Source organism: Ancylobacter aquaticus (assembly GCF_004339465.1).
Taxonomy (GTDB): domain Bacteria; phylum Pseudomonadota; class Alphaproteobacteria; order Rhizobiales; family Xanthobacteraceae; genus Ancylobacter; species Ancylobacter aquaticus.
Map to the genome: position 1 here is coordinate 75781 of NZ_SMFY01000004.1, position 21562 is coordinate 97342.

Annotated in this window: 20 protein-coding genes and 1 riboswitch; of the genes, 14 read left to right on the forward strand and 6 right to left on the reverse strand. The window is 66.3% G+C overall.

The annotated features are described in order from the left end of the window. Window positions 1-85: 85 nt before the first annotated feature. From EV667_RS18880 to EV667_RS18895, 4 genes are all read left to right on the forward strand, one after another. Window positions 86-580 carry a MarR family winged helix-turn-helix transcriptional regulator gene (locus tag EV667_RS18880; protein ID WP_131836917.1) on the forward strand — a complete coding sequence of 165 codons (495 nt, stop codon included), beginning with the start codon at window positions 86-88 and terminating at the stop codon, window positions 578-580. Window positions 581-668: 88 nt separating this feature from the next. Then, the gene (locus EV667_RS18885) at window positions 669-1652 is read left to right on the forward strand and encodes a 2-hydroxyacid dehydrogenase (RefSeq protein WP_131836918.1); all 984 of its coding nucleotides are present in this window, start codon (window positions 669-671) and stop codon (window positions 1650-1652) included. Window positions 1653-1662: 10 nt separating this feature from the next. Beyond that, window positions 1663-2409 carry a protease inhibitor Inh/omp19 family protein gene (locus tag EV667_RS18890; protein WP_131836919.1) on the forward strand — a complete coding sequence of 249 codons (747 nt, stop codon included), beginning with the start codon at window positions 1663-1665 and terminating at the stop codon, window positions 2407-2409. Window positions 2410-2523: 114 nt separating this feature from the next. Further along, entirely contained in the window at window positions 2524-3999 is a 1476-nt protein-coding gene (locus EV667_RS18895) for a flavin monoamine oxidase family protein (RefSeq protein ID WP_131836920.1), read from the forward strand. Window positions 4000-4004: 5 nt separating this feature from the next. On the opposite strand, the gene radC is transcribed toward EV667_RS18895, so the two are convergent. The 3 genes from radC to EV667_RS18910 all read right to left on the reverse strand — a co-directional run bounded on the left by radC (window position 4005) and on the right by EV667_RS18910 (window position 6914). Further along, window positions 4005-4727, reverse strand: coding sequence for a RadC family protein (radC, locus tag EV667_RS18900; protein WP_425359049.1), 723 nt, complete (start codon window positions 4725-4727; stop codon window positions 4005-4007). Window positions 4728-4786: 59 nt separating this feature from the next. Further along, on the reverse strand, window positions 4787-5614 hold the full coding sequence (map, locus tag EV667_RS18905; RefSeq protein WP_131836922.1) for a type I methionyl aminopeptidase: 828 nt from the start codon (window positions 5612-5614) through the stop codon (window positions 4787-4789). Between the two features lie 106 nt (window positions 5615-5720). Beyond that, complete coding sequence (locus tag EV667_RS18910) at window positions 5721-6914, reverse strand: GNAT family N-acetyltransferase (protein WP_131836923.1); 1194 nt, start codon at window positions 6912-6914, stop codon at window positions 5721-5723. A gap of 132 nt (window positions 6915-7046) precedes the next feature. On the opposite strand from EV667_RS18910, the gene EV667_RS18915 reads away from it, so the two are divergent. The 5 genes from EV667_RS18915 to EV667_RS18935 all read left to right on the forward strand — a co-directional run bounded on the left by EV667_RS18915 (window position 7047) and on the right by EV667_RS18935 (window position 11807). After that, window positions 7047-8255, forward strand: coding sequence for a pyridoxal phosphate-dependent aminotransferase (locus EV667_RS18915; protein WP_131836924.1), 1209 nt, complete (start codon window positions 7047-7049; stop codon window positions 8253-8255). Window positions 8256-8284: 29 nt separating this feature from the next. Next, a complete protein-coding gene (locus tag EV667_RS18920) occupies window positions 8285-8860 on the forward strand; it encodes a lysozyme inhibitor LprI family protein (RefSeq protein ID WP_245516268.1) in 576 nt (191 codons plus the stop codon). A 109-nt stretch (window positions 8861-8969) separates the two neighbouring features. After that, complete coding sequence (locus EV667_RS18925; protein ID WP_131836925.1) at window positions 8970-9731, forward strand: SDR family NAD(P)-dependent oxidoreductase; 762 nt, start codon at window positions 8970-8972, stop codon at window positions 9729-9731. 148 nt (window positions 9732-9879) lie between these two features. Next, window positions 9880-10788, forward strand: coding sequence for a sugar kinase (locus EV667_RS18930; protein ID WP_131836926.1), 909 nt, complete (start codon window positions 9880-9882; stop codon window positions 10786-10788). 131 nt (window positions 10789-10919) lie between these two features. After that, window positions 10920-11807 (forward strand): cation diffusion facilitator family transporter, encoded by an 888-nt coding sequence (locus EV667_RS18935; protein WP_131836927.1) that lies wholly within the window; start codon window positions 10920-10922, stop codon window positions 11805-11807. Window positions 11808-11811: 4 nt separating this feature from the next. Here the strand turns inward: EV667_RS18935 and EV667_RS18940 are convergent, their stop codons facing one another. Beyond that, window positions 11812-13059: a lytic murein transglycosylase gene (locus EV667_RS18940; RefSeq protein WP_131836928.1), complete on the reverse strand. Its 1248-nt coding sequence runs from the start codon at window positions 13057-13059 to the stop codon at window positions 11812-11814. A 117-nt stretch (window positions 13060-13176) separates the two neighbouring features. Continuing rightward, window positions 13177-13304: riboswitch (TPP riboswitch) on the forward strand. A gap of 94 nt (window positions 13305-13398) precedes the next feature. On the opposite strand from EV667_RS18940, the gene thiC reads away from it, so the two are divergent. After that, a complete protein-coding gene (thiC, locus tag EV667_RS18945; RefSeq protein ID WP_131836929.1) occupies window positions 13399-15222 on the forward strand; it encodes a phosphomethylpyrimidine synthase ThiC in 1824 nt (607 codons plus the stop codon). Between the two features lie 60 nt (window positions 15223-15282). Further along, window positions 15283-15726, forward strand: a complete 444-nt coding sequence (locus EV667_RS18950; protein WP_131836930.1) for an NUDIX hydrolase — start codon at window positions 15283-15285, stop codon at window positions 15724-15726. 163 nt (window positions 15727-15889) lie between these two features. Here the strand turns inward: EV667_RS18950 and oxlT (EV667_RS18955) are convergent, their stop codons facing one another. Next, entirely contained in the window at window positions 15890-17197 is a 1308-nt protein-coding gene (oxlT, locus tag EV667_RS18955) for an oxalate/formate MFS antiporter (RefSeq protein ID WP_207907816.1), read from the reverse strand. A 671-nt stretch (window positions 17198-17868) separates the two neighbouring features. Further along, the gene (oxlT, locus tag EV667_RS18960) at window positions 17869-19188 is read right to left on the reverse strand and encodes an oxalate/formate MFS antiporter (RefSeq protein WP_131836932.1); all 1320 of its coding nucleotides are present in this window, start codon (window positions 19186-19188) and stop codon (window positions 17869-17871) included. 370 nt (window positions 19189-19558) lie between these two features. Between oxlT (EV667_RS18960) and EV667_RS22640 the strand changes: the two genes are divergently transcribed. The 3 genes from EV667_RS22640 to EV667_RS18970 all read left to right on the forward strand — a co-directional run bounded on the left by EV667_RS22640 (window position 19559) and on the right by EV667_RS18970 (window position 21554). Beyond that, a complete protein-coding gene (locus tag EV667_RS22640) occupies window positions 19559-19717 on the forward strand; it encodes a hypothetical protein (RefSeq protein ID WP_165901656.1) in 159 nt (52 codons plus the stop codon). A gap of 13 nt (window positions 19718-19730) precedes the next feature. Beyond that, complete coding sequence (locus tag EV667_RS18965; protein ID WP_131836933.1) at window positions 19731-20432, forward strand: GntR family transcriptional regulator; 702 nt, start codon at window positions 19731-19733, stop codon at window positions 20430-20432. Between the two features lie 396 nt (window positions 20433-20828). Beyond that, the gene (locus tag EV667_RS18970) at window positions 20829-21554 is read left to right on the forward strand and encodes a GntR family transcriptional regulator (protein ID WP_131836934.1); all 726 of its coding nucleotides are present in this window, start codon (window positions 20829-20831) and stop codon (window positions 21552-21554) included. The last annotated feature ends 8 nt before the right edge of the window (window positions 21555-21562 follow it).

Sequence of the window (21562 nt, forward strand, 5' to 3'; positions counted from 1 at the left end):
GTGCCGCCTGTTTTGTGTCACGGCAATGGGTTATCATTGCGTTGGATAATTGTACCGTGGCGTGTTTTGGATCGCAGGGGCACCCATGAAGGACGGCTTCGACAAGAAGATTGGCCAGCGGCTGCATCACGTGGCCCGGCTCCAGCGCGCCCTGGCGGCGCGCCGTCTTCAGGAGATCGGTCTGTTTCCCGGGCAGGAAACGGTGCTCAAGCTGCTCTGCGAAACCGACGGGCGCACCATGACGGAGCTCGCCGCCGCGTTGAAGGTTCGCCCGCCAACCGCCTCCAAGACGGTGGGCCGGCTGTCCGCCCAGGGGCTGCTGGTGCGCCGCGCCTCGGAAGGCGACGCGCGCCTGGTGCGCGTCCATCTCACGGAGGAAGGCCGCCAGCGGTCCGGCGCGATCGACGAGATTTCCGATTCGATCGAGGACACGATGACAGCCGGGCTCGACGGCAAAGACCGCAAGCGGTTCCGCAAGATGCTGCGCCGGATCGAGCGCAACCTTTCGACCCAGCTTGGCACTGTGACTTCTGACGCGGACGAGGACACCGAGGATGGGCTGGAGGAAGAGCCGGCCTGAGAACGAAAGGATATTTCGGCCGAATCGGGCTTGAAACGTGCCCGGCTTTGGTGAGGAATGTCGGCCCCTTCGTCCGCAGGAGTGCCCCATGTCCGGCCGCCCCGACCTTCTCCAGACCGGCCCGATGATGGGCATGATCGAGGCGCAGTTGAACGAGCACTTCACCGTTCACCGCCTAGACGCGCCCGACGCCGAGGCCGTGCTGGCCGAGATCGGCCCGCGCATCCGCGCCGTCGCCACCGGCGTCGGCTCCACCGGCGGCGGCGCCCGCCGGGTGACGGACGCGCTGATGGCTCGATTGCCGGCGCTGGAAATCGTCTCCAATTTCGGTGTTGGCTATGATTCGGTGGATGCTGAGGCCGCCGGCCGGCGCGGCGTCGTCGTCACCAACACCCCCGGCGTGCTCGACGACGAGGTGGCCGACCTCACCATCGGGCTGCTGCTCGCCACCATTCGCCAGATCCCGCAGTCCGAGCGGCATCTGCGGGAGGGGAAATGGCCCTCCGGCGGCTTCCCGCTGACCGCGACCTTGCGCGACCGCACGCTCGGCATCGTCGGCATGGGCCGTATCGGTCGCGCCATCGCCCGCCGGCTGGAAGGCTTCGGCCGGCCCATCGCCTATCACAGCCGCCGCCCGGTGGCGGATGTGCCCTACACCCATTACCCTGAACTGATCGGGTTGGCGAAGGATGTTGACGCGCTCATCGTCATCGTGCCCGGCGGGGCCGAAACCGATCGCATGATCAATGCCGAGATACTGGCGGCGCTCGGTCCGAAGGGCGTTCTGATCAATGTCGCGCGCGGCTCAGTGGTCGACGAGCCGGCGCTGATAAAGGCGCTCGAAGACGGCACCATCGCCGCCGCCGGGCTCGATGTCTTCGCCAATGAACCGCATGTGCCCGACGCGCTGATCGGCATGAGCAATGTCGTACTGCTCCCCCATGTCGCCTCCGCCACCCATGTCACCCGCGACGCCATGGGCCAGTTGGTGGTCGACAATCTCCTCGCCTGGGTGGCCGGCAAGCCGGTTCTCACCCCGGTCCCGGAAACGCCCGTGAAACAGGCCGGCTGAGGGCGTGCGCATGTCAGCGCCCCGGATAGTCACGCGCCGCACCATCCGCGTGGGCGCCGCCCTCGCGGCCGGTGCGCTCGCCCTTTCGCTCGCGGATCGGGTTTTCGCGCAGGAAAGCGACGCTCCCTCGGCCACATCGCTGGCGGCAGACTACCGGCTAACCAACGCCGATGGCGACAGGGTCTGCGCCATCACCCTTTCCGACAAGCCGGAGGGCCGCACCCGCTCCGGCCCGGCGCGCTTTGACCTCGCCTTCGACCGGCCGGCCTGCGCCGACGCCATCCTGTTCAGCGTCGACATCGCCTCCTGGGCCCCCGGCCCCGGCCAGTCCATCCGCCTGCACGGGCCGGACGGGGCGCTGGTGGCCGAATTCACGGAAGGCGTGGGCGGCACCTGGGAAGCGCTGCGCGAGGGCGATGGCGTCTATTTCCTGGTCAATCCCCGCCTCGCCGATCCCGGCCTGCACGCCGGCGACCTCGTTGGCGCCTGGGATATCTCCGAGACCGCGGCCAAGCCGGTGTGCCGGCTTGAGCTCACCGCCACCGACGCCGGCGGCGGCACCTTCCGCGCCCGGCTCCTGGCGGGCTGCCCGGCGCGCTTCGTCGCGCTGGCGCCCGATCGCTGGCGCCTCGACAGCGGCAGCCTTGTGCTGCTCACCGCCGGCGGCGAGGGCCTGCGCTTCGCCGCGCAGGAGGATGGCGGCTGGGAGAAAGTGCCACCGGACGAAGGAGCCCCGCTGCTGCTCAGCCGGCCGTGAACGGCGCTTCTAACTCTCGCAAAGAGGTTCTACTTTGAGCTGTTCCGGGGACGGCAAAAGACTCCTTAACAGGTCTCCTGCTAAATTCCGTGAAGCATGGCGGAGCTTGGACAGATGACCACCGACACTTCCCCCCGCACGTTTTCCCGTCGTTCGCTGCTGGCCGGGACCGCCGCAACGGTAGGCGCCCTGGCGAGTGTGCCGCTGGCAGGCCCCGCGCTGTCCCAGACCCAAACGGGGCAACCGATCGAGGTCCTTGTCCTTGGCGCCGGCATGGCCGGCCTTACCGCCGCATTGGCGCTGCAGCGGCGCGGCCACAAGGTGACGGTGATCGAGCGGCAGGGACGCATCGGGGGCCGGCTTCTCTCCATCCCGCTGGGCGACGGCATGTTCACCGAGGCCGGCGGCGGCCATTTCCGCTCCGACATGCCGCTGGTGCTGAACTATGTGCGCCGCTTCAACCTGCCCCTGCTCAGCCTGAATGATGGGCTGCCGGTCTACATGGTCGACGGAAAGACCGCGAAGTCGGCCGACGTCACCAACTGGCCGTGGGACCTCACGGCGGAAGAACGTAACGTCACCGTATCGGCAAATCTCAACCGCTACCTGTTCCGCGCCGGCCTCGACACCCACACCGTGCTCGGCCCGGACTGGCCCGACCAGGACCTGCTCGACCGGCTCGACGACATCACCCTGGAGGACCTGCTACGCCCCGTCGGCGCGTCGCCCGCCTTCCTCAAGCTGCTCGCGGCAAATGCGGGACTGTTCACCCCCTACGCGCAGACGCTGAGCATCATTCCCGACCTCGCCTATCATTTCGGCGACCAGAACGTTTTCCGCATCCAGGGCGGCAATAACCGCCTGCCCATGGCGATGGCGAACTCGCTTGGCCGCGGCAACATCGTGCTCGACGCGCAGGTGACGGCCATCGACCAGACCGGCGCGCGGATCCGCGTCGGCACAAAGGGCGGAAAGGAATTCATCGGCGACGCCATCGTCTCCACCATCCCCTTCAGCGTGATGGACGAGGTCGAGGTCACGCCCCGCTGGTCCGCCGGCAAGGCGCGGATGATCGCCGAGATGGAATGGGACAAGACGGTCAAGGTCATCGTCAAGACGCAAAAGCCAAGCTGGCTCACGCAGAATGTGCGCGGCTGGCCTATGGCCGGCGGCGACCGGCCCTGGGAGCGCTTCATCGACATCACCGGCAACGAGCCGGGTGGCCATGGCAGCGGGTTCTTCTATCTCAATGGCGAGAATGCGGACCGCGTGCTCGCCGCCCCGCGCGACGTGCGCGCCCAGCAGGTCGTCGATATCTTCCAGCAGGACCTGCCCGGCCTGCTCGGCGACGTCGTCAGCGTCAGCGATTTCGCCTGGAGCGAGCAACCGTGGATTCGCGGCTCCTTCGGCTCCACGCCCATCGGCGGCGGCTGGATGGTGAAAGAATGGACCGTGCCGGAAGGGCGTATCCATTTCGCCGGGGACTTCACCACGCTGAAGACCGGCTGGGTGGAAGGCGCCATCGAATCCGGCCTGCGCGCCGCCCGGCAGATCGACCCGGAGGCAAGGCCGCTTTCCGGCCCGCGCTGACCGCGTCAGATCAGCCGCAGGCCGCGCAAGGACGCATGGCCGTCCTTGCCGACGATGATGTGATCATGCACCTCGATGCCGAGGGGCTTGGCCACATCAATTATGGTCTTGGTCATCTGGATGTCGGCAGTGGAAGGCGTCGGGTCGCCGCTCGGGTGGTTATGGACGAGGATGACGGCGCTCGCCGCTACCTCCAGCGCCCGCTTCACCACTTCGCGTGGATAGACCGGGGTGTGGTCCACCGTGCCGCGCTGCTGCACCTCGTCGAGGATGAGCTGGTTGCGCTTGTCGAGAAACAGGATGCGGAACTGTTCCTGCTCGACAAAGGCCATGCTGGCGCGGCAATGGGCGATCACAGCGCTCCAGGAAGAGAGCACGGGGCGCGCCCGCACTTGCCCGCGCGTCACCCGCTCCACCGCAGCGCCGATGAGCTTCAGCTCGGTGACGATGGCCTCGCCCACGCCCTTCACCTCGCGCAGCCGCCCGGGCGGGGCCGTGACCACCTCGGCAAAGGAGCCGAAGCGGTCGATCAGCGCCTTCGCAAGCGGCTTCACGTCCGCCCGCACGACGGCGCGGAACAACACCAGTTCAAGCAGTTCGTAGTCGGGCAATGCCTCGCCGCCCGCCTTTCGAAAGCGCTCGCGCAGCCGCTCGCGATGGCCGAGAAAATGCGGCTCCGCCTCGGCGAAGCCGGCCGGCGCGGCTCCTGAATCAGGATCGGCCGGCAGGTCGTCACGGCCGCCGCTCCGCCCTGTTCCGTTGCGCGCCATGCGGGCTCCCGCCTCGCTCAGTCGTTGCTGAAGATCGGCTTGTCGTAGCCCTTGGGCGAACGGGTGAAAATCTCACACCCGGTCTCCGTCACGCCCACCGTGTGCTCGAACTGGGCGGAGAGCGAACGGTCGCGCGTCACCGCCGTCCAGCCGTCGGACAGCACCTTCACATGCGGGCGACCGAGATTGATCATCGGCTCGATGGTGAAGATCATGCCGGGCATCAGTTCCGGCCCGTCGCCGCGCCGCCCGACATGCACGATGTTCGGCTCGTCGTGGAAAATCTGGCCGACGCCATGGCCGCAGAAATCGCGCACCACGCTCATGTGCAGCGGCTCGACGAAAACCTGGATCGCCGCGCCGATATCGCCGACATGGCGGCCCGGCTTCACCTCGGCGATGCCGCGCATCATGGATTCGTAGGTCACGTCCAGCAACCGCTCGGCGCGGCGGGGAATTTCGCCCACCGGGTACATGCGGCTCGAATCGCCATACCAGCCGTCGACGATCAGCGTCACATCGACATTGACGATGTCGCCCTCGCGCAGCGGCTTGTCATTGGGAATGCCGTGACAGACCACATGGTTGATCGAGGTGCAGGTCGACTTGCGGTAGCCGCGATACATCAACGTCGCCGGCAGCGCGCCATGGTCCATGGCGAACTCGAACACCAATTGGTCGATCGCCTCGGTGGTGACGCCCGGCGCCACCAGCTCGTGCACGAGGTCCAGCGCCTGCGCCGTCATCTGCCCGGCCTTGCGCATGCCGGCAAAGCCCTCGGGGCCGTGCAGCTTGATATGGCCGGTCTTGCGCAGCGGCGCGCCGGCCGCCTCCACATAGTTCATCGTCGAACGTCCAACAGCACAGGTTCAGGGCGAATGCCCGCGCCGAATGTAAGCCATCCGCGCTCTGGCGCAAGGAAAGCGCGCGCGGAACAGGCGCGCACCGCCCTCACCCCACCGGATCAGCCAGGGGTTTGGCCATATGCACCAGCCGCCTGTCCGGCAGTTGCTCGACCCTTTCGATGGCGTAGCCCTTGCGGCGGTACCAGTTGATGTTGGCCGATAGCGGCTCGCCGGTATAGAGTCGCAGCGTGGTCCGGCCGAGCGCACGGGCCCGCGCCTCGGCCGCTGCCAGCAGCAGATTGCCATAGCCGAAGCCCTGCGCCCGCGGGCAGGCGGCGAGGCTGTCGGCTAGCAAATCCTCGCTGCGCGGCTGCAGGATGGCGACGGCGACGACCCCCTCGCTGCCGTCGAGCACCCAGACCTCCCGCTCGCGAAACACTTGGCCATAATCCCACAGCAGCGGCACAGGCTCCACGCCGAGCAGGATGCGGTTGCGTGCATAGGCTGCGCGCTGCAGAGCCTCCACGGCGGCGAGATCGGAAAGGTCGGCGCGGCGTAGCTTACGGCCCTCGACCTCCAGCTCGCGCGCATTGAGCACCGCGAGCGAGACCTTCTGCCGGCCTGCCGCGTCGAAATTCTCCGCCGCCAGCCACGCTTCCATCGCCACTGCGATCTGCGGCCATTCCTCCGACAGGATGGAGAACCACGCCGTGTCGCGGTTGCGGCCCTTCACGATCATGTGGTGGCGGAACAGCCCCTCGAAGCGGAAGCCATAGCGTTCCGCCGCGCGGCGCGAAGGAGCGTTGAGCGCGTTGCACTTCCACTCATAGCGCCGGTAGCCGAGCGTCTCGAATGCGTGCCTGGCCATGAGATACATGGCCTCGGTGCCGCCCGGCGTCCGCATCAGCGCCGGTGTGTAGAGGATATGGCCGACCTCGATCGTGCGGTTGGCCGGGTCGATCCTGAGATAGGTCGCATGGCCGACCGCGACGCCGCTCGCCTTGTCCACGATCGTGAACATCAGTGGATCGTCGCGCTCCGCCGCCGCGCCGTAATAGGCCTCGAAGGCGGCGTAGTCCTCATAGGGACCATTGGGCAGATAGGCGAAGATCGCCTCGCTCTCCGGCCCGTGGCTGGCGGCGAACAGCGCCGGGCCGTGGGCCGCGAGATCGAACGGCACCAGATCGACGTGCTGCCCGATGAGGCGGGTGCGCGCGGGCCGCAGCGCCGGCGCGGTGTCGACGGGGGCGCCGAGGGGCAGCGTCTGCGGCGGGGAGGTCTGGTCGTGCGGCACACCCATCAGCATCTCACCCAACTCACGCGCCACCGGCCCCTTGAACCTCGCCCCGCTCCCGTGTGACACGAATGCGAAAGACTGCAAGAGCTTTGATGCACCGCCCCGACGGAAACGCCAACGGAACGCGACGAGGACATGATGACGCCTGCCACACGCCTGCCCCTGCACCCCGTCGCGGCCTTTGACCGGATCGGCGAGGAGAACGCCTTCGCCGTGCTGGCGCGCGCCGCCGCCCTCTCGGCACAGGGGCGCGACATCATCAATCTCGGCATCGGCCAGCCCGATTTCGCCACGCCCGGCCACATCGTCGAGGCCGCCATCAAGGCGCTGCGCGACGGCCAGCATGGCTACACCCCTTCCGTCGGCATCCAGCCGCTGCGGGAGGCGGTGGCGGGCGACATTCACCGCCGCTTCAACCTCGACATCGACCCCGGCCGGGTGATGATCGTGCCCGGCGGCAAGGTGACGATGTTTTCGGCCATCCTCATGCTGGGCGAACCTGGCGCGGAAATTCTCTATCCCGATCCCGGCTTCCCCATCTACCGCTCGATGATCGAGTTCACCGGCGCAACCCCCATTCCGGTGCCGGCGCGGGAGGAGAACGGCTTCGCCTTCTCCGCCAGCGAGGCTCTCTCCCTCATCACCGAGCGCACCCGCCTCGTCATACTCAACTCGCCGGCCAATCCGACCGGCGGCGTCACCCCGAAAACCGAGATCGACGCCTTCGTCGCCGGTCTGGCGGCGCATCCCCATGTCGCCATTCTTTCCGACGAGATCTACGACCAGTTCCTGTTCGACGGCGAGGCGCATACCACGCTGCTGGCCTATCCCGAGATCCGTGACCGGCTGATTCTGCTCAATGGCTGGTCGAAAACCTATGCCATGACCGGCTGGCGGCTCGGCTGGGCGTTGTGGCCGGAAGGCCTGTTCGACGCCGCGCGAAAGCTGGCGGTCAATGCATGGTCCTGCGTCAATGCCCCGGCGCAATATGGCGCGCTCGCGGCACTCACAGGGCCGCAAGACTGCGTGGCGGAAATGGTGGCGGAGTTCGACCGCCGCCGGCATCTGGTGGTCGATGGCCTTAACGCCCTGCCGGGCGTGCGCTGCGCCGTGCCGAAGGGGGCCTTCTACGCCTTCCCCAACATATCAGGCACCGGCTGGAGTTCGGCGAAGGCGCTCGCCACCGCCTTGCTGGATGAGACCGGAGTCGCCACCATTGGCGGGCCGGATTTCGGCGTGTTCGGCGAGGGCTATATCCGCCTGTCCTACGCCAACTCGGCCGAGAATATTTCCCGCGCTCTGGAGCGCATGGATGCCTTCCTGCAGACAGCCCGCGCCGCCTGAGCACGCTATCGCGGCAAGGAGCGAAGACGATGACGCACCCGCTTCGCCTCCTCGGCTCGCTTGCCGCCGTGGCGCTTTTGTTCTGCGCGCCGGCGCGGGCTGCCGTCGCCGGGAGCCCAGGGGAATGCCGGCGCCAGCATGCCGAGCCGCGCGCCTATCTCGACTGCCTTACCGCTCTGCAGGTGGCGGGCGAGCGGGACCTCCAGCGCAGCGTCGAGGGCGTCGCAGCGACGATCGAGGCGCGGGCCGATCTGCAACCCTCGCAGCGCCGACGCTGGATCGGCCTGTTCGAGGAAGCGCAGGGCCGGTTCGTCCACTGGCGAAACTTCGAGTGCCAGAGCATCGCCCCGTTCGAGGGCGAAGGCCCGCGCCAGAGCATTGGCGGGCGGCTCGGCGGCTCGGGTGTCATCGAGCAGCGGCTGATTTGTCTTCTCAGTCACAACGAGCGCCGCGCCCGCGACCTCGAATCCCGCTACGCTCCCGAGGGCGACTGGCCGCCGGCGCCGCCCGCACCGGCCGCCACGGCGCCGGGGCCAGCCGACGCCACCGCAGCCGCGCCGCCGGCCCAGCCCACCATCGCGCCGCGCATCATCATCGCGCCGTGAACGCCTCGCCGCACGCCGCACTGGGATAAACCGGCGCGGCGGCTTGTGCCTTTGCCATGGTGCGGGGATCATGGGTCGAGACACCCCCGCTCGTTAAGGATCACCGACCATGGATCTCGGACTCAAGGGACTGCGCGCCGTTGTCACCGGCGGCACCAAGGGCATCGGCCTCGCCATCGCCGAAACGCTGGCGGCCGAAGGCTGCGATGTCGCCGTGTGCAGTCGCCACGAGGCGGAGGCGCAGGCCACCGCCGCCCGGCTGGGCGGGAGCGGCGTGAAGACGCTCGGTGTCGGGGCCGACGTGGCCGATGGCAGCGCCCTTGCCGATTTCGTGGAGAAGGCGGCCAGCGCGTTTGGCGGCCTCGACATCGTCGTCGCCAATGTCAGCGCCCTCGCGGTCGGCCATGAGGAAGAGCACTGGAAGAAGGGCTTCGATACCGACCTCATGGGGACGGTGCGCCTCGTCAACGCCGCCATGCCTTATCTGGAGAAGAGCGCCGCCGGTTCCATCGTCACCATTTCCTCGGTATCGGGCCGCGAGATCGACTTCGCCTGCGGGCCCTATGGCGTGTTCAAGGCGGCGCTGATCCACTACACGCAAGGCCTCGCCTTCCAGCTGGCGCCGAAGAAAATCCGCGCCAACACCGTCTCCCCGGGCAACACCTATTTCGACGGCGGCATCTGGAACCAGATCAAGGACGGCAACCCCGCTTTGTACGCCGAGGCGCTGGCGCTCAATCCGACCGGACGCATGGCGACGCCGCAGGAAATCGCCAACGCCGCCGTGTTTCTCGCAAGCCCGGCGGCCAGCTTCATCTACGGCACCAATCTGGTGGTCGACGGCGCCCTGACCCGCGGCGTCCAGCTCTGAGCGCGTCTTTTCCGTCGCGTCGCGTCGCGTACGGGACGGAAAACCGCTGTGACCTTGCCGAGCGGGGCGGGAAAACGCCCCGACCTTGCCTCGCGGGGGGAATAAAGCGAGGCTCCCGCGCGAATCGGCACGCGATAGGGAGGGACGCATGACCCGGGTAATTTCGATCGGCGAAGTCATGGTCGAGCTGGCGCGCGGCGCCGATGGCCGCTTCGGCCAGTCCGTCGGAGGCGACACCTTCAATACCGCCGTCTATCTCGCCCGCGCCGGCGTGGAGACCGCCTACGCCACCGCGCTTGGCGACGATCCCTATTCCGACGCCATCCGCGCCTCTGCCCAGGGCGAGGGCCTCGACACAACGCTGATGGCGCGCGTGCCGGGGCGGACAGCCGGCCTCTATCTCATCGACACCGACCCGCAGGGCGAGCGCAGCTTCACCTATTGGCGCGATACCGCCCCGGCGCGCGAGTTGTTCGAGCTGCCGGGTTGGGAAGCGATGTGCGAGGCGCTGATCGAGGCGAACCTCATTTATCTCTCCGGCATCACTCTCTCGCTCTATTCCAATGCCGGGCTCGGGCGCCTGCTGGCGACGCTGGAATTCGCCCGCGAGCGCGGCACCCGCATCGTCTTCGACGGCAATTTCCGTCCGCGCAACTGGCGCGGTGACGTGTCCCGGGCGCGCGCCGTCTATGCCGAGGCGCTCAAGCGCAGCTCGATTGCGCTGCCCACCTTCGAGGACGAAGCGACATTGTGGGGCGACGGCTCCCCCACCGCCACCGCCGAGCGCCTTGCCACCTTCGGCGTTCAGGAAATTGTGGTGAAGAACGGCGCCGAGGGCGCGCTGGTGGTTAGCGGCGGCACCTCGCAGCTCGTGCCCATTCCCCAGCCGGTCGAGCCGATCGACACCACGGCGGCGGGCGACAGCTTCAATGCCGCCTATCTCGCCGCCCGCCTCGCGGGCGAGGTGCCCGCAGCAGCGGCAGAGGCCGGCCATCGCCTCGCCGGCCGCGTCATCCGCCATCGCGGCGCGCTCCTGCCGCGCCACGCCAACGCCTGAGACGCCCGGCTCAAACGACTGCGAATGCTTCTGCGAATGACTTGCAAGTCATTGGTCTTGCTTGATTTTCGCCCGCTGACCGACTAAGCGCTGCCGTATCGGGCGCGCGGCGCCATAACGGGTATGCGCCGATGGCTCTCTCCTCGCGGATCGCCTTGATCAATGTCGGCATCAGCCTGGTCGTGCTCGGGCTGAAATACGCCGCCTTCCTGCTCACCGGCAGCGTGGCGCTGTATTCCGATGCGCTGGAAAGCATCGTCAATGTGGCCACCGCCATCGCCGCCGTGGTGGCGCTGCGCGTCAGCGCCAAGCCGGCCGATGCCGCCCACCCCTATGGCTATGCCAAGGCGGAGTATTTTTCCGCCGTCATCGTCGGCGTGCTGATCGTCGTCGCCGCCATCACCATCTTCCGCGAGGTCTATCTCGGCTGGCTCGAACCGCACAGCTTCGAGGCCTCGCCCTTGGGTCTGGCGATCAACGCCGCCGCCACCGTCATCAACGGCATCTGGTGCGCGGTGCTGATTCGCGAAGGACGGCGCGCCCGCTCTCCCGCGCTGGCGGCCGACGGGCGGCACCTGCTGACCGACGTGGTCTCCTCGGCCGGTGTGCTGATCGGCGTCGCGCTGGCGGCGGTCTCGGGCTGGGAGAAGCTCGACCTCGTGCTGGCCGGGCTCGTCGCCGTCAACATTCTGTGGTCGGGCTTTTCGGTGCTGAAGGAAAGCGTAGGCGGACTGATGGACCAAGCGGTGCCGGCGGAGACGCTGGAGCGCATCCGCAAGCGCATCGCCGCCGAGGCCACCGGCGCTATCGAGGCGCACGACCTGCGCACGCGTCAGGCCGGCCGCGTGATCTTCGTCGACTTCCACCTCGTCGTGCCCGGCGACATGCCGGTGAGCCACGCACACGCCATCTGCGACCGCATCGAGGACGCGCTGGAGGCGGAAGTCGCGGATGTCTTCGTCAACATCCATGTCGAGCCGGAAGTGAAGGCCAAGCAGCAGGGCGTCCCGGTGCTGTAGGCCGTCACTTCCCCGCGCGCAGCGCCGCCACCAGTTCCGGGGTCGGGTAGGAATCGGCCGGCAGGCCGAGCCGCATCTGTTCCACCTTGATCGCCTGTCGCGTCGCCGCGCCGACAATGCCGTCGATCCGACCGACATGGTGACCACGCGCGTTGAGCAGCGTCTGCAGTTCCTTCGCCTGCGCCATGGAGAGCACCGGGATCTTGTCGCCCTGCCCCCGTTTGAACGGCCCGGCCCCGGCAACGCGCGAGGCGAGATAGGCCGCCGAGGTGGCGTAGACCAGCGAGTTGTTCCACTCGGTGAAGACGTCGAAATTGGGATAGACGAGGAAGGCCGGGCCATTGCGCCCCATTGGTAGCAAAAGCGAAGCGGGAAGCTGGTCAGCGGGAAGCTGGCCGCCGCCCGCCCGCACCACACCCATGCGCGCCCATTGGGAGCGGGGAACCTTGATCGAGAGGTCCGCCTGGTCCCAGGGCAGGTTGGGCGGCACGCTCACCTCCTCCAGCCAGGGCTGGCCGGGCTTCCAGCCCAGCGCCTTGACATAGTTCGCCGCCGAGGCCAGCGCGTCGGGCGCCGAGCGGATGAGGTCGACCCGCCCGTCACCGTCGAAGTCGACGCCGTAATTGAGATAATGGTCGGGCAGAAACTGGAACTGGCCCAGTTCTCCCGCCCAGGGGCCGCGCATGGTCTGCACGGTCAGGTCGCCCCGGTCGATGATCTTCAGCGCCGCCATCAGCTGGGTGCGGAACATCTCCGACCGGCGGCAGTCCCACGCCAGCGAAGCCACCGAGCGAATCGTCTGCTTGTCGCCCATGAAGGCGCCGAAATCGGTCTCCAGCCCCCAGAAGGCGACCAGCACGGCGCCCGGCACGCCGAATTGCTGCTCGATCCGGCTGAACAGCGCCGGATTCTTCTGCATCTGCTGCCGGCCCTGCTGGATGCGGTAATTGGCGACCATACGGTCGGAGAACTGGAAGAAGCTTTGCCCGAAAACCTTCTGCCCGCGATCGGTGCCGACAATGTCGGGGGCATAGCTCACGCCGTTGAGCGCGGCCGCCACCGTGCGCGGCGAGACGCCCTGCGCCACCGCCTGCTGCTTGAAGCCGGCGAGCCAGGCGTCGAAGCCGGCGCCCGAAGTGCCGCAATTCTGCTGCGCCGAGGCCGCGGCAGGCGCGAGCAATCCGAAAGCGAGCGCGCCGGCGATCAGTGCGCGGCGTGCGGCAGTGCGGGGCAGAAGCGTCTGGCTGGCCATGGGTCCCCCGATATCTCAGGCATCGTTTCGTTGCGATCAGCAATCTACAGGAAATACGGCAGCCGCAGGGTGACGGTTCAGCTGAATTGACCCCGCGCCGACTTTCGTCGAAGATCATTCTGTTCCAAGGGGAGCCCCGCTAGGGGGCTGAGAGAGCGCCGGCTGTGCCGCAAGGCATGGCAACGCGATGACCCTTCGAACCTGATCCGGGTCATGCCGGCGAAGGGATCGGAACCGAATGGCGTCGCCGCTGCGGGCATGGTCCCGCGCCGTGCATTGTCATCCTTCCCCAACGTCAAACACCCGGATCTCCCCAACCTTTGGTTCTGGAGATCCATGATGACGACCAAAAATCCTGAGAGCACCGCCATCGGCGTCGCCACCGGGCCGATTCCGGGCTCGCGCCGAATCTATGCCGAGTGCCCGGCGCGCGGCTTTCGCGTGCCGTTCCGCGAAATTCTGCTGCACCCCTCGGCGAACGAGCCGAACCTCGCGGTCTATGACGCCTCGGGGCCCTATACCGACGCAAGCGCCCACATCGACATCGCCGCCGGCCTCGCGCGCCCGCGCGACGCCTGGGTGCGTGCGCGCTCGGACGTAGAGGCCTATGACGGGCGCCTCGTGAAGCCGGAGGACAATGGCAATGTCTCCGCCGACAAGCTGGTGACGCCCTTCCCGCTGCGCCATCGCCCGTTGCGCGCCAAAGCCGGCGCGGTGACGCAGATGGCCTATGCGCGGGCCGGCATCGTCACGGCGGAAATGGAATATGTCGCCCTGCGCGAGAACGGCCTGCGCGAGCGGATGCGCGACATCATCCGCGACGGCGAGGATTTCGGCGCGGCGATCCCCGATGTGGTGACGCCGGAATTCGTGCGCGACGAGGTGGCGCGCGGGCGCGCGGTCATCCCCGCCAACATCAATCACGGCGAATTGGAGCCGATGGCGATCGGCCGCAACTTCCTCGTCAAGATCAACGCCAATATCGGCAATTCCGCCGTCACCTCCTCGGTCGCCGACGAGGTGGACAAGATGGTGTGGGCGATCCGCTGGGGCGCCGACACGGTGATGGACCTCTCCACCGGCCGAAACATCCACAACATTCGCGACTGGATCGTGCGGAACTCCCCCGTGCCGATCGGCACCGTGCCGATCTATCAGGCGCTGGAGAAGGTCGGCGGCATCGCCGAGGACCTCAACTGGGAAGTGTTCCGCGACACGCTGGTCGAACAGGCCGAGCAGGGCGTCGATTATTTCACCATCCATGCCGGCGTGCGGCTGCCCTATGTGCCGCTGACCGCGAATCGGGTGACGGGCATCGTCTCGCGCGGCGGTTCCATCATGGCGAAGTGGTGCCTCGCCCATCACCGCGAGAGCTTCCTCTATGAGCGATTCGCCGAGATCTGCGAGATCATGCGCGCCTATGACGTCACCTTCTCGCTGGGCGACGGGCTGCGCCCCGGCTGCATCGCCGACGCCAACGACGCCGCCCAGTTCGCCGAGCTGGAGACGCTGGGCGAACTGACGCAGATCGCGTGGAATCACGATTGCCAGGTCATCATCGAGGGGCCCGGCCATGTGCCGATGCACAAGATCAAGGCCAACATGGACAAGCAGCTCGCCACCTGCGGCGAGGCGCCCTTCTATACGCTCGGGCCGCTGACCACCGATATTGCCCCCGGCTATGACCACATCACCTCCGCCATCGGCGCGGCGATGATCGGCTGGTTCGGCACGGCCATGCTTTGCTACGTCACGCCAAAGGAGCATCTGGGCCTGCCCAACCGTGATGACGTGAAGACCGGCGTCATCACCTACAAGATCGCCGCCCACGCCGCCGATCTCGCCAAGGGCCACCCGCTGGCGCGGGCGTGGGACGACGCGCTCTCGCGGGCGCGGTTCGAGTTCCGCTGGCAGGACCAGTTCAGCCTCGCCCTCGACCCTGATACGGCGATGGCCTTCCATGACGAGACGCTGCCGAAGGAGGCGCACAAGCTGGCGCATTTCTGCTCCATGTGCGGGCCGAAATTCTGCTCGATGAAGATCAGCCACGAGATTCGCGACAACGCCCGGCAGGCGGAAGCTGAACGGGGCATGGAGGAGATGGCCGGGCGCTTCCGCGCCGGCGGCGGCCAGCTCTATCGCGACGCGAGCGCGGCGGAGTAGGCTTTTTCCCTGCGCGGCCGGGCTTCGTCCGGCCGCGCACCGCTCAGGAGTACGCCAGGAATGTCATCGCCGCCTCCGGTCCGCCCTATCCCCGCCGTTCTCGCCCTCGTCGCGCGGGGGGAGGAGATGCTGCTGGTGCGCCGGGCCAATCCGCCCGACCAGGGTCTCTGGGGATTTCCCGGCGGCCGGATCGAGCCGGGCGAGACCTATCTCGACGCGGCGCTGCGCGAACTCCACGAGGAAACCGGCATTGCTGCCGACGCACCGCGCCTGCTCACCGTGCTCGACTTCATCGAGCATGACGGTTCGGGCGCGCTGGCCCATCATTTCGCGATGATCGTGGTGCTGTGCCGCTGGCGCTCCGGCGAGGCCGTGGCCGCGGACGACGCGCTTGAGGCCCGCTGGTTCGACCGTTCGGCCGTCGCAGATCTCGGCTCCCGTGCCAGCCTCAAGGTGACCTACCTCGCCGACCTCGCCCTCGCTCTTCCCGGCGAGGCTAGTTGAACCGCCCTCCGGGGGGGGGGGCACGCGAATAAGCTCGAAGCGGCCCCCGAAACCTCGCGCGCGAACGAAAAGGGGGCCCGCGAGGGCCCCCAAGTCGAGAAGGTAACGTCAGGAACGTATCTGCGAGACGTTCCGGCCGGCGGCCGCGCGGGCCGCCGATGGATCAGGCATGCGCCGAAGCGGTCGCCGTCTTCTCCACGGCAGGCGGCATGGTGGCGGAACGTACCACATGCGCCTTGAGCACCTTCGGCAGGACCGCGATGGCCAGGAAGGCCGCGAACAGGTCCATGGCGGCAACCGTGTAGAGCACGGTCGACCAGGTGCCGGTCGCTTCCATCAGCAGGTTGCCGACCGGCACGAACAGCGCGCCGATACCCTTGGCGGTGTAGAGCACGCCGTAGATCTTGCCGATGTGCTTGGTGCCGAACGCGTCGCCAGCGAGAGCCGAGAACAGCGAGTAGACTTCACCCCAGGCGAGGAACACCACGCCGGAGAGGATGAGGAACGCCCACGGATTGTGACCGAAGGCGCCGAGCGCGATGATGCCGATGCCTTCGAGCGTGAAGGCGATGACCATCGTCTTCTCACGGCCGATATGGTCCGAGATCCAGCCGAACAGCGGGCGCGAGATGCCGTTCATGACGCGGTCAAGCATCAGGGCGAGCGGCAGCGCGGCCATGACGAAGAAGTACAGGTCGACCTGGAACTCCTTCACGCCGAGATCCTGCGCGATGACGCCGAGCTGGGCCACCGCCATCATGCCGCCGGTGACGACGCAGATGAACATCAGGAACATGAGCCAGAAGAGCTTGGTGCTCATGGCTTCGCCGAGCGTGTAGTCGCGGCGGCTCTGGTTGAGCTTGCTGGAGGCCTTGACCTCACCGACCTTGGGCGAGCGCAGGAACCAGGCGGCGACAAAGGCGAGACCGCCCTGCAGCAGACCGAAGAAGAAGAAGGTCTCCTGAAAGCCCGACGTCTCGATCATCGCCGCGATCGGCAGGATCGTGGCGGCCGAGCCGGCGCCGTAGCCGCCCGCCGTCAGGCCGACGGCGAGGCCGCGGCGATCCGGGAACCACTTCAGGGCGTTGTTGATGCAGGTCGCGTAGATCGAGCCCACGCCGATGCCGCCGATGGCCGCGCCGAGGTAGAAGCCCATCAGGCTGGTGGCCTGCGAGTTGATCACCCAGGCCGCGCCGATGAACAGGGCGCCGAAGGCGACCATCAGGCGGGGGCCGAGCTTGTCGATGAAGAAACCTTCGATCGGCGCGAGCCAGGTCTGCACCAGAACGAAGATGGTGAACGCGATCTGGATCGACGCGCGCTCCCAGCCGAAGGTTTCCTGAATCTCAGGAACGAACAGCGTCCAGGCGTACTGGATGTTCGCGGTCGCCACCATACAGACGACGCCGACGACGAGCTGAAGCCAACGACGGCTTTCCGAATAATCCTTGCCCGGCCCGACGGCCGCCATGGTCTTGGACGTATTCAAGGGCGATCTCCTCTCCCAAATCGATAAATGCCGCGGATCGGCTTTTTATTGCGGTCGTTCCGTTGCCTTTCGGCTCGGCGCCGGCTTGTCGTTGGCCCCGGGGGCGCTTTCTGCGTCGCCCCCGCGACGGCCGCTTGAGCGGCATTTCATTCCCAAAGGTTGCGCGGTATCCGCCCCCTTACGTCGCGTTCCGAAACCTCGGAGGCGCCCTGACGCAGGGTTGCGGAACCGACCCGCTGGGGGCGGATCATAATCGACAATATTATGTATGCCAATTGCGATTTATGACTCACCACACGTTCCGTAAGCCAAAAGACGCCGTAGAATTTCCACTTGCCGTCGAACCACCCTTTAATAGATGTCACATCGTTGTCGCGTAGCGACCTTGCGTCAGTTGAGATCTAAATAGAAGATGAATAACAAGAACCTTCGGGAACGTTAACTTGCCGTTGTCGCTAACGACATCCATATCGATGTGGCGATGACATGAAAGAGAACGTCTCGCGCCCCATTTTCGTCGCGAGTTTACAATTTTAATGCTGGCCGCTTTCCAATTCCCCGCGCAAGTGCGCAGAGCCTTCGGCGCTGCGGACAAGAAAAAGGGCCCGTCCGAGGACGGGCCCTGAAAGAAATCTGGCCGTAGGGAGAGGCGGCTACTCGGCCGCCACCACCTTGGTCGGCCCCTTCGCCGCGCCCGCAGCAGCAGCCGCCGCGCGGCGGCCATGGGCGTTGGCCAGCGGCTTCAACACCGCGAGCGCCATCACCGCAGCGACGATGTTCAGCACCGCTGCCGTGATGAACACGGCGTGCCAGCTGCCCGTCACGGTGGTGAGAATGCTGGTGAAGGGCACGATCAGCGCCGCCGTACCCTTGGCGGTGTAGAGCAGGCCCGCATTGGTGGTGGCGAACTTCGAGCCGAACGCATCGCCGCACATCGCTGGGAACAGAGAGTAGATCTCGCCCCAGGCGAAGAACACCAGGCCGGTTAGGATGACGAACATCACCGGGTTGTGGCCGAGCACGCTCAGCGCGTAGATGCCGACGCCCTCGATGGCGAAGGCCACGAACATCGTGTTTTCACGGCCGATCTGGTCCGACACCCAGCCGAAGAACGGGCGGGTAAGGCCGTTCAACACGCGGTCGATCGCGGCGGCGAAGGTCAGCGCCGGAAGGGTGATGCCGATCAGGCTCACCGGAATATCGGCGATGCCGAAATCCTTGGCGATCGGGCCAAGCTGGGCGGTCGCCATCAGGCCACCGGCGGCCATCATGACGAACATCGCGTACATCACCCAGAAAAGCGGGGTGGAGAGCATCTCCTTCGGCGCGAAATCGCGGGCCGACTGCGAGACCTTGGCGATCGCCTTCGCGGCGAAGGCAACGATCTGCTCCTTCTTCGGCGCGGCAAGAAAAAGCGCGACCAGCGTGATCACGATGCCCTGACCCACGCCGAAATAGAAGAACGCGGCCTCATAGCCCTGGTTCTTGATCATGTTTTGGATCGGGATGACCGTCAGCGCCGAGCCGGCGCCGAAGCCGGCGGCAGTGATGCCGGCCGCAAGGCCGCGGCGATCGGGAAACCACTTAAGCGAATTGCCCACGCAGGTGCCGTACACCGCGCCGGCACCGACGCCGCCCAGCGCCGCACCGACATAAAGCATGGTGAGCGTGTCGGCGTAGGAGTTGATCACCCAGGCGAGGCCGCAGAACACGCCGCCGAAAAGCACCACGACGCGCGGGCCGTATTTGTCGACGAACCAACCCTCGACCGGCACCAGCCAGGTTTCGGTGACGATGAAGATGGAGAACGCCACCTGGATCGCGGCGCGATCCCAGCCGTGGGCTTCCTGCATCGGATTGACGAAGAAGGTCCAGCCATACTGCATGTTGGCGATCATGCACATGCAGATCACGCCGAACACCAGCTGAAGCCAGCGCTTTTTATTAATGGATGCCGTTGCGTCAGATGTCATGTTGTCCTCGAACGTTTCCCAACGTAAAGAGAGTCGATAATCTCTGTTATTCTTTTTGAATGCCCGTCTTTCGTGACCACATAAACGGGTCGTCGATCAGCCATTCCGGCGACCCTACTACGTATTTTCGGTAATGCAAAATTCTGCATACCACAAACAACTAAAATTCTATGGAGAACGACTGACCTAACGGCACCTTACCGAAGGGAATACTTGTTCTTTATTACCCAACGTCAGATGAGCAGGAACCCTTGGCGCGACTGAACCGGCGCCCGGTGGCGCATCGCGGCGCGGCGGCGATCGGGAAAAGACTGCCGAGGCGAGTGCGGGCGCGGATCGTCCCGGCTTCGTGCGCCCCGGACCCTCCCGCATGGACATTCTGTATGTGTTATACGATGCTCACAAAGGCCGTTCCGCCCTAGAGAATCGCGAAAGATCCCGAGGAATGGCACGTATTGGCCGGGCGAAAGCGGCCGCCCTGCAGAAAACTGCAGCGGACAACAACAAGAACAACATCTTCAGCAACTGACGAGGAAACGCCCGTGGAAAGCGCCGACACCCAGACGAGACTGAACATCGCCCCTCTCGCCGCCAATACCAGCCTTCGTACACTGGCCTATGACGCCATCAAGAAGGCCATCACCGAGATGGACATGTATGGGCAGGACAGCGAGATCCGGCTCGACGAGCGGCAGTTGTCGCACGATCTCGGCGTGAGCCGCACCCCGATCCGCGAGGCTCTCACCGTCCTCGAACAGGAAGGCTTCGTGCGCTCGGTGCCCCGGCGCGGCATCTTTGTGGTGCGCAAGTCCAAGCGCGAGATCATCGACATGATCGTCGTCTGGGCGGCGCTGGAGAGCATGTCCGCACGGCTCGCGGCCAGCCGGGCCAGCGACCGTGAGCTCGCGGAACTGCGGGAGCTGTTCCACGACTTCGAGGGCGAAGCGCCCGCGGACCACATGAACGAGTATTCCAACGCGAATATCCGGTTCCACCAGAACATCATCCGGCTCGGCGGCTGCGATATGATCGCCGAGATGACGGAAAACCTGTTCATCCATATTCGCGGCATCCGTGCTGTTTCAGTGCGGCAGGAAAACCGCTCGGAACGCTCGCTGCAGGAGCATCGCGGCATCATCGCCGCTCTGGTCGCCCGTGACGCCGATCTCGCCGAGCGGCTGGTGCGCGAGCACACGCTAGGCCTCGCCGCCCATGTCGAGAAGCACGGCAAGTTCCCGTCCTGAGCCCGCACCGGCCCCGTCTCACTGTCCCGCGCCGCCCTCGCCCGCGTTTTCGACCCCTGCGCCACACGGCGAAGGCGCCTTTCGTATCAAGGGCTTGCGGTGATGGCAGCACGGGAGCGGCCTGTCCGGGCGCCGCCGGAGGCGAACTTTTGGCTGCGCCACGCCGCAAAGTGTTCCAGCGCTCTCGCATTGCCCGATCGTCCGTGGTATATTGCATACGCAAGTGCGCTCCACCCTCCTTACCAAAGGTCAGGAACGGCTGAGAAGGCGCTCGGCAAAGGTGAGGAAAAGGAGCCGGAGGCGCCCCCGTGACGGGGGCATACGAATTGACATGTTGGTATTTGGTATGCCACTTTTTCGGAAATCCGCTGTGGGTTTTCCGCAGAGGACGCTTCCGTGAGCAGCAAGGCAGTTGTGAGCAAGCACTGGCAAAGCGGTGAGAATGGTCTGACCATCGAGCGCCTGCCGGCCAAGGAGAGCTTCAAGAGCAAGGCCTATGCCGCTCTCAAGGAAGCCATCACACACATGAATATCTACGGCTCTAGCGAGCCGATGCTGCTCGACGAGCGCGATATTTCCGAGCGTCTCGGCGCAAGCCGGACGCCGATCCGCGAGGCGGTCGCGATGCTGGAGCAGGAGGGCCTGCTCCGCGCCGTGCCCCGGCGGGGAATTATGGTGGTTCGCCGCTCCAAGGCCGAGATCATCGAAATGATCGAGGCCTGGGCGGCGCTGGAAAGCATGGCGGCCCGCCTCGCCACGCAGCGCGCAAGCGATGAGGCGATCGCCGAGCTGAGGACGTTGTTCAAGAAGTTCGATCTGGCGCGGATCGAGCGTGATCGGTGCGACGAATATTCGAGTGCGAATATCGCGTTTCACCAGGCGCTGATCCGGCTGAGCGGCTCTTCGCTGCTCGTGGCGATGACGGAAAACCTGTTCTTCCATGTACGGGCCATCCGCCACCGCACGATCTTTGAGATGGACCGGGCGCAGCGTTCGGCATCCGACCATCTGGAGATCATTGTTGCACTCGAGGCGCGGGACGCGGACCGCGCCGAGCGTCTGGTCAGAGGCCACACGCTCCGGCTCGCCGAGCATGTCGAGAACCACGTAGACCTAGATTAGGGCGGCAA